The organism is uncultured Gordonia sp. (assembly GCF_937858515.1).
In the GTDB taxonomy this organism is placed as follows: Bacteria; Actinomycetota; Actinomycetes; order Mycobacteriales; family Mycobacteriaceae; genus Gordonia.
In genome coordinates, this window is sequence record NZ_CALLZT010000225.1 from 1 (window position 1) to 12,308 (window position 12,308).

12 protein-coding genes are annotated in these 12,308 nt (G+C 67.3%); all 12 read left to right on the forward strand.

Annotated elements, in window-relative coordinates; genetic code table 11:
* On the forward strand, nucleotides 1-627 hold a 627-nt coding region (locus Q0627_RS22345; RefSeq protein WP_298813038.1), incomplete at its 5' end, for an acyl-CoA thioesterase II.
* Nucleotides 624-1,316 carry a pyridoxal 5'-phosphate synthase glutaminase subunit PdxT gene (gene pdxT, locus Q0627_RS22350; RefSeq protein ID WP_291014299.1) on the forward strand — a complete coding sequence of 231 codons (693 nt, stop codon included), beginning with the start codon at nucleotides 624-626 and terminating at the stop codon, nucleotides 1,314-1,316. The genes Q0627_RS22345 and pdxT, both read left to right, overlap by 4 nt.
* 104 nt (nucleotides 1,317-1,420) lie before the next feature.
* Nucleotides 1,421-2,176 carry a YebC/PmpR family DNA-binding transcriptional regulator gene (locus Q0627_RS22355; protein ID WP_291014301.1) on the forward strand — a complete coding sequence of 252 codons (756 nt, stop codon included), beginning with the start codon at nucleotides 1,421-1,423 and terminating at the stop codon, nucleotides 2,174-2,176.
* Between the two features lie 150 nt (nucleotides 2,177-2,326).
* Nucleotides 2,327-2,911, forward strand: coding sequence for a crossover junction endodeoxyribonuclease RuvC (gene ruvC, locus Q0627_RS22360; RefSeq protein WP_291014445.1), 585 nt, complete (start codon nucleotides 2,327-2,329; stop codon nucleotides 2,909-2,911).
* Nucleotides 2,908-3,504 carry a Holliday junction branch migration protein RuvA gene (gene ruvA / locus Q0627_RS22365; RefSeq protein ID WP_291014303.1) on the forward strand — a complete coding sequence of 199 codons (597 nt, stop codon included), beginning with the start codon at nucleotides 2,908-2,910 and terminating at the stop codon, nucleotides 3,502-3,504. Before ruvC ends, ruvA begins: the two co-directional genes overlap by 4 nt.
* 19 nt (nucleotides 3,505-3,523) lie before the next feature.
* Nucleotides 3,524-4,615: a Holliday junction branch migration DNA helicase RuvB gene (ruvB, locus tag Q0627_RS22370; protein WP_291014304.1), complete on the forward strand. Its 1,092-nt coding sequence runs from the start codon at nucleotides 3,524-3,526 to the stop codon at nucleotides 4,613-4,615.
* Nucleotides 4,616-4,777: 162 nt separating this feature from the next.
* On the forward strand, nucleotides 4,778-5,200 hold the full coding sequence (gene yajC, locus Q0627_RS22375) for a preprotein translocase subunit YajC (protein ID WP_291014306.1): 423 nt from the start codon (nucleotides 4,778-4,780) through the stop codon (nucleotides 5,198-5,200).
* A 160-nt stretch (nucleotides 5,201-5,360) separates the two neighbouring features.
* Nucleotides 5,361-7,010, forward strand: coding sequence for a protein translocase subunit SecD (gene secD, locus Q0627_RS22380; RefSeq protein ID WP_291014308.1), 1,650 nt, complete (start codon nucleotides 5,361-5,363; stop codon nucleotides 7,008-7,010).
* Nucleotides 7,011-7,066: 56 nt separating this feature from the next.
* Nucleotides 7,067-8,221, forward strand: coding sequence for a protein translocase subunit SecF (gene secF / locus Q0627_RS22385; protein WP_291014447.1), 1,155 nt, complete (start codon nucleotides 7,067-7,069; stop codon nucleotides 8,219-8,221).
* Between the two features lie 10 nt (nucleotides 8,222-8,231).
* Nucleotides 8,232-9,962 (forward strand): ABC transporter substrate-binding protein, encoded by a 1,731-nt coding sequence (locus Q0627_RS22390; protein WP_298813051.1) that lies wholly within the window; start codon nucleotides 8,232-8,234, stop codon nucleotides 9,960-9,962.
* 49 nt (nucleotides 9,963-10,011) lie between these two features.
* A complete protein-coding gene (locus tag Q0627_RS22395; protein WP_291014312.1) occupies nucleotides 10,012-10,599 on the forward strand; it encodes an adenine phosphoribosyltransferase in 588 nt (195 codons plus the stop codon).
* A 61-nt stretch (nucleotides 10,600-10,660) separates the two neighbouring features.
* On the forward strand, nucleotides 10,661-12,308 hold a 1,648-nt coding region (locus Q0627_RS22400), incomplete at its 3' end, for a bifunctional (p)ppGpp synthetase/guanosine-3',5'-bis(diphosphate) 3'-pyrophosphohydrolase (protein ID WP_298813055.1).

A 12,308-nucleotide genomic window follows, 5' to 3' on the forward strand; every position in this document is an offset into this window, starting at 1 on the left:
ATCCGGGACGGACGGTCGTTCGTGACGCGCCGGGTCACCGGTATCCAGGACGGTGAGGCCATCTTCAGCATGTCGGTGTCGTTCCACGTGCAGGACGACGAGGGCCTCGAGCATCAGGACCTGATGCCGCCGGCGCCGCAACCCACCGAACTGCTCGATCGGCACGACGACGCGACCGCCGAGGACAAGGCCGTCTACCGGGAATGGGACAACTTCGACATCCGGATCGTGCCGCGCGAGAAGATGGTCACCAACGACTATCTCGCCGCGCAGCAGCGTGTCTGGTTCCGGTACCGCCATCCGTTGCCGGACGATCAGGTCTTCCACGTCGCAACCTTGGCGTATATGAGCGATATGACGCTGCTCGGCTCTTCGCGGGTGCCGCATCGCGGTGTGCAGGCACAGGGCGCCTCGCTCGATCACGCGATGTGGTTCCTGCGGCCGTTCCGCACCGACGAGTGGCTGCTCTACGACCAGACGTCGCCGTCGGCCGCGGGGGGCCGCGCACTGACGCAGGGGCGGATCTTCGACCTCAAGGGCCGTATGGTGGCTGCGGTCACCCAAGAGGGACTGGCCCGCGTCGGACGCGTCTTGCCGAAGGATCAGTACGCACGGCAGGACAAGTGACCGCCCCCGGCAGCACCGGTCCGCACGTCAGCAGCCCCGACTCCAGGCCACTTGTCGGTGTCCTGGCGTTGCAGGGTGATGTCCGTGAGCATCTGGCGGCCCTGGAAGTGTCGGGTGCACGCGCCGTGACCGTGCGTCGGGCCGCTGAACTCGATGCCGTCGACGGTCTGGTCATCCCCGGCGGCGAGTCGACCACGATGAGTCACCTGCTGACCGTCCTCGACCTGTTCGAGCCACTGGCAGCGCGGCTGGCGGCCGGGCTTCCCGCCTACGGGTCGTGCGCCGGGATGATCATGCTCGCGAGCACCATCCTCGACACCAGACCCGATGCCAAGCACCTGGACGCACTTGATATCACGGTGCGCCGCAACGCTTTCGGACGCCAGGTCGAATCCTTCGAGACCGATCTGGACATCGCGGGGATCACCGACGGTCCCGATGCCGCTCCGATGCGGGCCGTGTTCATCCGGGCACCGTGGGTCGAGTCGGTGTCGCCGCATGTGCAGGTGCTCGCGCGGGTTCCGGACGGGCCCGCTCAGGGCCGGATCGTCGCCGTGCGGCAAGGCGCGGTACTGGCCACCTCCTTCCACCCCGAGGTGACCGGGGACCGCCGGGTACACGCGTATTTCGTAGACATGGTTCGGGAGGTGTCCGGCGGCAATCGTGGCGTCGGTAATATCGACACCTGATCGAACGCCGACCCATGGGGCATGGCATCACGTGGGCGCAGCAGGCGTCCGTGCGGGCCTGCCAGGGGCACCGACGCAACGGGAACGACGACACCGGGAGAACTATGAGCGGCCATTCCAAATGGGCCACCACCAAGCACAAGAAGGCGGTCATCGACGCCAAACGCGGCAAGATGTTCGCCAAGCTCATCAAGAACATCGAGGTGGCGGCCCGCACCGGTGGTGGCGACCCGGCAGGCAACCCGACGCTCTACGACGCCATTCAGAAGGCCAAGAAGTCGTCGGTCCCCAACGACAACATCGAACGCGCCCGTAAACGCGGCGGTGGTGAAGAGGCCGGCGGCGCCGACTGGCAGACCATCATGTACGAGGGTTACGGACCCAACGGGGTGGCGATCCTCATCGAGTGCCTGACCGACAACCGCAACCGCGCCGCCGGTGAGGTTCGTACGGCGATGACCCGCAACGGCGGCAACATGGCAGACCCGGGTTCGGTGGCGTACCTGTTCACCCGCAAGGGAGTGGTGACGCTGGAGAAGGGCGGCCAGAGCGAAGACGATGTGCTGATGGCCGTCCTCGACGCCGGTGCCGAGGAGGTCACCGACCTCGGCGAGACGTTCGAGGTCGTCAGTGAGCCCACCGACCTGATCGCGGTGCGCTCGGCGTTGCAGGCTGCGGGCATCGACTACGACTCCGCCGAGGCGAGCTTCCGTGCCTCGGTGGAGGTGGCGGTCGACGCCGACGGCGCGCGCAAGGTGTTCAAACTGATCGACGCGCTCGAAGACTCCGACGACGTGCAGAACGTGTACAGCAATGTCGACATCAGTGACGAGGTGCTCGCCGAACTCGAGAACGACTGAGCCTCATACCCACCAAAGGCGCCGCCTACGGGCGGCGCCTTTGGTGTCCGGGTAGTGCCCGGCCCGGAGTGTGGAGTGTTGTTGTGGAGCGGTGTCCGACCGACCCGATACGATGTCGAACAGTTGTTCTCTATGTCGGGAGGTGTGCGGGTGCGGGTGATGGGTGTGGATCCCGGCTTGACCAGGTGCGGTATCGCGTTGGTCGAATCCGGTAAAGGACGTTCGGTCACCGCCCTCGACGTCGACGTTGTCCGCACGCCCACCGATATGGACCTCGCGCAGCGGTTGCTGGCCGTGTACACCGCCGCGTGCCACTGGCTCGACGTCCATCAGCCCGACGTCGTCGCCATCGAGCGGGTGTTCGCCCAGAACCAGGTATCGACGGCGATGGGTACCGCCCAGGCCGGGGGAGTGATCGCCCTCGCCGCCGGCCAGCGCGACATTCCGGTGCGATTCCACACCCCGTCCGAGGTCAAGGCCGCGGTCACCGGCAGCGGCCGGGCAGACAAGGCCCAGGTCACCACCATGGTGACCCGGATTCTCGGCATGCAGACCAAACCCAGACCCGCCGACGCCGCCGACGCGCTCGCGCTGGCCATCTGCCACTGCTGGCGCGGCCCGATGGCCGAACGGATGGAGGAGGCCAAACACCGCGCCGACGTCCTCGCCGCCCGGCACCGCGCCCGCCTCGCCCAGGCCGCCGGAAGTACTCAGGCCGCAGGAAGTGCCCGATGATCGCGTCCGTCCGGGGCCCGGTGATCGACGTCGCGCTCGACCACGTCGTCATTGACTGCGCCGGCGTCGGATACCGCGTCCTGGTCACACCGCCGACGCTGGCCACGGTACGTCGCGGTGTCGAGACCACCTTGCTCACCACGATGATCGTGCGCGAGGACTCGATGACCCTGTACGGGTTCGTCGACCCGGACGCACGCTCGCTGTTCGGGCTGTTGCAGACGGTGACCGGGGTGGGACCGAGACTGGCGATGGCCACCCTGGCCGTCCTCGAACCGGACGCACTGCGGCGGGCGCTGGCCGATTCGGACACCAAAGCACTCATGTCGGTGCCGGGGATCGGTAAGCGGGTCGCCGAACGGCTCGTCGTCGAACTGCGTGACAAGGTCGACCTTCCGGTCGGCGCAGTAGGACAGGGCACCGATTCCGCGGGCGGACCATTGCGCGGACAGGTGACCGAGGCGCTGGTCGGTCTGGGTTTCACCGTGGCCGCCGCCGACAAGGCCGTGCAGTCCGTGCTCGCCGACAACCCCGGCGCCGACGCGTCCACCGCGCTACGCGCCGCGCTCAGCTGCCTCGGCAAGACATCATGACGGGCGTCGGGAGGCCGTGATGGACGAGCACGACGACGCGCCGGGACAGTTCTCGGAGATCGATGCGTCCCCGATACCCGGAGACAAGGATTTCGACGCAGGCCTGCGGCCACGGTCGCTGGCCGACTTCATCGGCCAGCCGAAGGTGTGTGAACAGCTGGAGCTGGTGTTGCAGGGTGCCAAGGGCCGCGGCAGTACTCCCGACCACATCCTGCTGTCGGGCCCGCCCGGCCTCGGCAAGACCTCCTTGGCAATGATCATCGCCTCGGAGATGGGAGCGGCGATCCGCGTCACATCGGGACCCGCACTCGAACGTGCCGGCGACCTGGCGGCGATGCTGTCCAACCTGGTCGAGGGCGATGTGCTGTTCATCGACGAGATCCACCGCATCGCCCGGCCGGCCGAGGAGATGCTGTATCTGGCGATGGAGGACTTCCGCGTCGACGTGGTGGTCGGCAAAGGGCCCGGTGCCACATCGATTCCGCTCGATGTCGCGCCGTTCACTCTGGTCGGCGCCACCACCCGGTCCGGTGCGCTGACCGGGCCGCTGCGCGACCGCTTCGGTTTCACCGCGCACATGGAGTTCTACGAGACCGATGAGCTGGTCCGGGTACTGCGCCGGTCGGCGGGCATCCTCGGCATCGTGATGCGACCCGACGCGGCCACCGAGATCGCCCGACGCTCCCGCGGCACGCCCCGGATCGCCAACCGGCTGCTGCGGCGGGTCCGCGACTACGCAGAGGTCCGCGGCGACGGCAAGGTCACCGTCGCCGTCGCTCGTGCGGCGCTGGCCGTGTACGACGTCGACGATCTCGGCTTCGACCGGCTCGATCGCGCCGTGCTGGGCGCGCTGATCCGCGGTTTCGGTGGGGGACCGGTCGGTGTGTCCACGCTCGCGGTGGCGGTCGGTGAGGAGCCGGCCACCGTCGAAGAGGTGTGTGAACCGTTCCTGGTGCGGGCGGGGATGATCGCCCGCACGCCGCGCGGACGGGTGGCCACCGCCGCGGCGTGGCAGCATCTGGGACTGACACCCCCGGCGGGCGCCCTGAACGCGACCTTCGCGGTCCGGGCCCGCGACGACGCCACCGGGTCCCTGTTCGACGAGCTCTGATCGTGCTGTGCCGGGCGGCATCGGCCCCGGGCGCGCGGGCGTGGAATCGGGGCCCGTACGGGTCATGGCACACTAGGGGGAGAGGTCGGGCCGCTTCCCGCGTGGATGAACGCGGCCCGAATCACCTGACGACACGACACCTCAAGGATCGAAGCGCACACCATGGAGCTACTTTTCCCCCTGATGCTGGCCCTCATGGCCGGCTTCATGTTCATCAGCATCCGCAAGCAGAAGAAGCGGATGCAGGAAATGCAGGAGATGCAGAACGACGTGTCGGTGGGCACGCGTCTACAGCTGACATCGGGCTTGTTCGGTACCGTCGTCGACGCCGACAACAGCGACTACATCGACGTGGAGATCGCGACCGGAGTGGTCACCCGCTGGAACCGGCTGGCGATCATGCGCGTTGTGCAGACCGAGGACGCCGCCGAAACCTACCCGGGTGCGGTATCGACCTCCTACCTCGACGATCTCGATGACGACGACGATGACGATGACGATTTCGTCACCGACGACTACCTTGACGAGGACGACGCACCGGCAGACACCGACATCGCCGGAAAGCGTCCCGATCTGGAGAAGTGACCCGTCTGGCGGACGTTCGATCTCCCGCCCGAACCGGCTGGCCCCGACACCAGCTACTGAAGACAAGCCCAGGAAGAACCCGCCCACCGGCCGTCGACCGACGGTCGGTCTCGTGCGGTCCGATTGACACCGCCCGCGGTCGAAGGAGACCTGAACAGCAGTGAGCACACCTCGCCGTACGGCCAAGCGGCCGGGACCTCGCAACGAGGTTTCGCCGTGGAAACCGTTGACCGCCTTTCTCGTCCTCCTCGCCGTCGTGTACGGGCTGGTGTTCTTCACCGGCGGCGGATCGGCGGAGCCGAAACTGGGCATCGACCTGCAGGGCGGCACCCGGGTCACGCTGACCGCCCGCACCCCGGACGGTAAGACTCCGTCGAAAGATCAGCTCGACCAGGCCAAACAGATCATTGAAAAGCGCGTCAACGGGCTCGGCGTCGCCGGTTCCGAAGTGGTCGTCAACGGCAACAACCTGGTGATCACCGTCCCCGGCAACGACGGAAAGCAAGCCCGCACGCTGGGACAGACCGCCCGGCTGTACGTGCGGCCGGTCACCACGGTGCAGGCCGCAGTCCCCCAGAAAACGGATGAGAAGGACACCAAGGACGGCGACGACGGCAAGACCCCGGCGCAGGGCACCGAGGCCGAGCGCAAAGCCGCCCAGGCCGCGATCGAGGAGCAGCGCAAGCTGCGGCAGGCCCCGGCGAACGCCGACCAGAAGCGGATCGCGGAACTGACCGCACAAATGGCCAAGATGGACTGCTCACCCGAGTTCAACGACCCGCTGCGCGGCAACGACCTGCCCGACCAGTACCTGGTGGCCTGTTCGCAGGACGGCACCCAGGTATACCTGATGGAACCGCAGATCATCGACGGCCGTGACATCGCGAGCGCCTCCGCGGGCACCAACGACCGCGGCGAATGGGTCGTTATGGTCGAGTTCAAGGGCAAGGCCCGCAATTTCTGGCCCGAGTACACCGGCAAGAACATCGGCAAGCAGACCGCGTTCACCCTCGACACCGAGGTCGTGTCGGCGCCCAGCATCAACGGTGCCATCACCACCCGTCAGACCGAGATCACCGGATCGTTCAACCAGAGTTCGTCCAAGGACCTGGCCAACGTCCTCAAGTACGGTTCGCTGCCGCTGTCTTTCGAGGCCTCCGACGCCGAGACCGTGTCGGCGACCCTCGGCAAGGAGTCGCTGCGGGCGGGCCTGATCGCCGGCGCGGTCGGCCTGATCGCGTGCCTGCTGTACGCGCTGGCGTACTACCGGATGCTCGGCGTGCTCACCTTCCTGTCACTGGTCCTGGCCGGTCTGCAGGTGTACGGCATCATCGTGCTGCTGGGCCGGTGGATCGGGTTCACCCTCGACCTGGCCGGTATCGCCGGCCTCATCATCGGTATCGGTATGACCGCCGACTCGTTCGTCGTCTACTTCGAACGCATCAAGGACGAGATACGCGAGGGCAGAACGTTCAGATCGGCGGTCCCGCGCGGCTGGGTCAGCGCGCGACGCACCATCTGGACCGGCAACATGGTCAGCCTCATCGCCGCCGTCGTCATCTACATCCTGGCCGTCGGCGAGGTTCGCGGTTTCGCGTTCACCTTGGGCCTGACCACCGTGCTCGACGTCGTCGTGGTGTTCCTGGTGACCCACCCGCTGGTGGTGCTCGCCACCAGGTCGCCGTTCCTGTCGCAGCCCAAGGTCAACGGCCTTGGCGCGGTCAGTGAGGTCGCCGCGCAGCGCAAGGCTGCGGCACGGGCACAAGCAGCGGTTAAAGCGGCCGAGGCCGGGGAAGGAGCGGTCCGGTGACCACTCCCAACAACATCAGTGACAGCGCCGATCCGTCGACTTCCGACGAGAGTGCCCTGGAAGGAGCCGCCGGCGCGACCGAGGCCGACTTCGTCGCCGACAAGAATCGGTCGTTCTTCTCGCGCCTGTACACCGGTACCGGCGCCTTCGACATCATCGCCAAACGGCGCACGTGGTACATCGTCACGCTGATCATGATCGCCGTCTGCGGTCTGTCGATCCTTGTGCGCGGTTTCACCTTCGGTATCGATTTCGAGGGCGGCACCCAGATTGCGGTCCCGGCCTCCGCCGAGGTCACCCGCGACGCCGTCGAAACCGTGTACTCGGACACCTTCGGCAAAGAACCGGACAGCGTGCAGTCCGCGGGCAGCGGTTCCAGCGCCACCATCCAGCTCCGGTCCGAGCACCTGGACCAGGACCAGACCGTCCGGATCACCACCGCACTTGCCGACAGGTTCAGCTCGTCCATCACCGCCGACGACGTCTCCTCGTCGGATGTGAGCTCCACCTGGGGTGGGGAGATCACCAAGAAGATGCTGATCGCGCTCGTCGTGTTCCTGGTGATCGTGTTCGTGTACATCGCGGTCCGCTTCGATCGGGAGATGTCGATCGCGGCGATGGCGTCGCTGTTCCTGGACATGGTGTTCACCGCCGGTATCTATTCGATCGTCGGCTGGGAGGTCACGCCGGCGACGGTGATCGGCTTGCTGACCATCCTCGGCTTCTCCATCTACGACACGGTGGTGGTGTTCGACAAGGTCGCCGAGAATACTCGCGGCTTCCTGCGCACCACGCGACGCACATATGCCGAACAGACCAACCTGGCCGTCAACCAGACCCTGATGCGCTCGATCAACACCACCGTCATCTCGGTGCTGCCGATCATCGCGCTGATGATCATCGCCGTGTGGCTGCTGGGCGTGGGTACCCTCAAGGACCTGGCGCTGATCCAGTTCGTCGGCGTGCTCGTCGGCACCTATTCGTCGATCTTCCTGGCCGCGCCGCTGCTGGTGACGCTCAAGGAGATGCGCTCGGACGTCAAGGCACACACCGGCAAGGTGCTGGCCCGCCGTGCCCGCATCGAGGCCGGTGAACCGGAGCTCGCCGAACGTCGCACGAGCGCCGGGCGGGCGGGTCGGCGGGCGCAGTCCGACGACCGCGACACGGCCGTACCGGCCGGGAAGCGCAGGAGCCGGGGTCAGAACCGATAACGTCGCCGGTATGACAGCAAGACCCGGACGGACCGTCGTGCGTCTGCTCGCCCTGGTGCTCGGCCTCGTCACCGGTGCCGGAGTGGTGACCGCCTGCTCGGGCGAGAGCCGGCCACCCACCATCGACTATGTCGTTGATGCGGGCCTGACCACCTACAACGCCAACACCGTCACCGGGAACTCCGATGGTGCGCTGATGGCCGTGACACGGGTGCTGCCCGGGTTCAGTCTGCTCGGCAACAACGGTCAGGTGATGCCTGACCGCGACGTGGGTACGGTCACCGCCATCTCGCAGGCACCGCTCACCCTCCGGTACGTCTTCTCGCCGCAGGCGGTGTTCTCCGACGGCACCCCCATGGACTGTGACGACCTGCTGCTGGCATGGGCTGCGATGAGCGGGCGCTTCCCCGGTTTCACACCGGCGACCACTGCCGGGTACCGCGACGTCCGGAACGTCGACTGCCGGGCCGGCGCCAAGACCGCCACCGTCGTTTTCGCGGCGGGCCGCGTCTACCGGGACTGGTTGTCGCTGTTCGGTGCCGGGACCCTGCTGCCGGCGCACGTCGTCGCACGCAAGGCCGGGGTCGCCGATGTCGTCGCCGCCATCCGCGGCGGCAATCCCGCCAGGATCGGCAAACTCGCCAAGGCCTGGAACACGGGGTTCACGTTCCCCAACGGTGAACTGGAGCCGGCCGACTTTCCGGCGTCGGGCCCGTTCCGGATCTCGGCCGCCGACGCCGCCGAAGGTCTGGTCCTGGTCCCCAACGACAAATGGTGGGGCGATGCCCCGGCCGCCACGCGCATCGCCATCCGGGGGGCACGCCACGATCTGGCGGCGTTGACCTCAGGAGACTTCGATGTCGCCGATGTCGCGGACGGCATCGTCGACGGTGAGATCTCCAACTCGGCCACGAGCAAGGCCCCGGCTTCCGCTGGGCCTGTGGCCACGACGTCGTTGTCGATCGACGAGCTGGTGCTGTCCCAGCGTGGGGTGTTCCCCGATGTCCGGGTACGTCAGGCCTTCGCGCTGTGCGTGCCCCGGCCCGCCATAGCCACACAATTCGGTGCGGGTTCGCCGGTGTGGAATCTGCGCACCCAGGTGCCGGGCGACAGTTTGGCCGCACAGCTCAACGGTCAGGTCGGCCTGCGTTACGCACGCCCGGACATCATCGGTGCCCGCGAACTGCTCGGTCAGGCCGCGGCCTCGGGTGCGCAGGGCGTCAGCTCGAGCGCCGGCACCGGCTTCCGGGCGAAGGTCCGGATCGGTTACCGCACGCCCCACGCCCGCGACCAGGCGCTGGTCGCCGCGATCACCGGATCGTGCCGCAAGGCGGGGATCGAGGTGACCGACGTAGGCTCCGACGACCTCGCGCCGACCGCTTTGGGTAAACGGGCCGACGCGTTGCTGATCAGCAGCGGCTCCGGATTTGCCGCGACCGGCGCGACCAGCCCGATCCGGGACTCATACCGGCTACGTGCCGGAGACCCGTTGAACCTCGCCGGCGCCGACGACCCCCAGGTGTCGCAGGCGGTCGACACGCTGAGCGTGGTGACCTCCGCCACCGGTCAGCTCGATGCCGTCCGCACCATCGAGACCGGCGCCTGGTCGTCGATGATGTCGATCCCGCTGGTCGTCACGCCCCGGGTGTACCGCTCCGGTGGCCGGGTCGCCCACGTGGTTCCCGGCCACGGCCGCAACGGGACCGGCTGGAACATGGATCGCTGGTCCCTCACCGAATGAGCCGCTCGGCCGACGTACCGGATGCTGCCGGTCTTGCTACAGTTCGCCCGTGACCCCCTCGGATGACCGGCCGGCCGGCAGCACAGCGCATCACACACTCGATGAGGCGCGTGCGGCCATCGCGGCCCACACCCGGCTCGTCGCGGACTTCCCCGGCCCGGGTGTCCAGTTCAAGGATCTGACGCCTGTCCTCGCCGAATCGCGCGCCTTCGCCTCGATCATCACCGCCCTGGCACATGGCTGCCCCGATATCGACCTCGTCGGCGGCATCGATGCCCGTGGATTCCTGCTTGGCGGTGCCGTCGCCCGTGAACTGGGTGTCGGTGTGCTGGCGGTCCGCAAGCAGGGCAAACTGCCGCCGCCCGTCCACACCGTCACCTACGACCTCGAATACGGTAGCGCGGCGCTGGAGATCCCCGCCGACGGCCTCGACCTGACAGGACGGCGGGTGCTGCTCATCGACGACGTCCTGGCCACCGGTGGCACCGCGGTCGCCGCGGCCACACTCATGCGTACCGCCGGCGCGCATGTGGTGCGGGTGTCGGTGATCATGGAGCTGACGGCGCTGGGCGGCAGGGCCACGATCGCCCGGGGCATCGGCTCCGACGTCGAGGTGCATGCTCTGGTCGCGGACTAGACTTTGACGACCGGCCGGGACACTGCGAGCCGGCGATCTACAGCCTTTCAGAGAGGACGCGATGGCAGACGACACAGACACCGTGGCGGCGCCGGCCGACGCGGCCGATCCTTCGGCACCGGAGGTACCACCTGAGCGGACCGAGACTGTGGTGCGTGAGGAGCCTGTACCATCGTCGGCCTCGCGCCGCGTGCGGGCACGTCTGGCACGCAGGATGACCGCGACCCGTAGCCAGGTGCGTCCGGTCCTGGAACCGCTGGTGACTCTGCACCGCGACATCTATCCCAAGGCCGATATCGCGAAACTGCAACGCGCCTACGATGTCGCCGACGAACGTCACGCCGGTCAGACCCGCAAATCGGGTGACCCCTACATCACCCATCCGCTCGCGGTGGCCACCATCCTCGCCGACCTCGGCATGGACACCACCACCCTGATAGCCGCCCTGCTGCACGACACCGTCGAGGACACCGGCTATTCGCTCGAACAACTCGAATCCGAGTTCGGCACCGAGGTCGCGCACCTGGTCGACGGTGTCACCAAACTCGACAAGGTGGCCCTCGGCAGTGCCGCCGAGGCCGAGACCATCCGCAAGATGATCATCGCGATGGCCCGCGATCCGCGCGTGTTGGTCATCAAGGTCGCCGACCGGTTGCACAACATGCGCACGATGCGGTTCCTGCCGCCGGAGAAGCAGGCCCGCAAGGCCCGTGAAACGCTGGAAGTCATTGCTCCGCTGGCACATCGGCTCGGAATGGCCACGGTCAAGTGGGAATTGGAAGACCTCTCGTTCGCCATCCTGCACCCCAAGAAGTACGAGGAGATCGTGCGTCTGGTGGCCGATCGGGCACCCTCGCGCGACACCTATCTGGCGCGGGTACGTGCCGACATCACCAACGCGCTGGCCGCCACCCGCATCACCGCGGTCGTCGAGGGAAGGCCCAAGCACTACTGGTCGATCTATCAGAAGATGATCGTCAAGGGCCGCGACTTCGACGACATCCACGATCTGGTGGGTGTGCGGATCCTGTGCGATGAGGTCCGCGACTGCTACGCGGCGGTCGGTGTGGTGCATTCGCTGTGGCAGCCGATGGCCGGGCGGTTCAAGGACTACATCGCGGAGCCACGCTACGGGGTGTATCAGTCCCTGCACACCACCGTCATCGGTCCCGAGGGCAAACCCCTCGAAGTGCAGATCCGCACGCAGGAGATGCACCGCACCGCCGAGTTCGGTATCGCCGCGCACTGGCGATACAAGGAGAGCGGATACAAGTCCAAGGGCGGCAGCAAGCGGTCCGACATCGCCGAGGTCGACGACATGGCGTGGATGCGCCAACTGCTCGACTGGCAACGGGAGGCCGCGGACCCGGGGGAGTTCCTCGAATCGTTGCGGTTCGACCTCGCGTCGCGGGAGATCTTCGTCTTCACTCCGAAGGGTGATGTGATCACCCTGCCGGCGGGATCCACACCGGTCGACTTCGCGTACGCCGTCCACACCGAGGTCGGCCACCGCTGCATCGGCGCAAGGGTCAACGGCCGCCTCGTCGCGCTTGAACGGACCCTGGAGAACGGTGAGGTGGTGGAGGTGTTCACCTCCAAAGCACCCAACGCCGGACCGAGCCGCGACTGGCAGAGCTTCGTCGTGTCCCCACGAGCCAAGGCCAAGATCCGGCAGTGGTTCGCCAAGGAACGCCGCGAGGAAGCGCTCG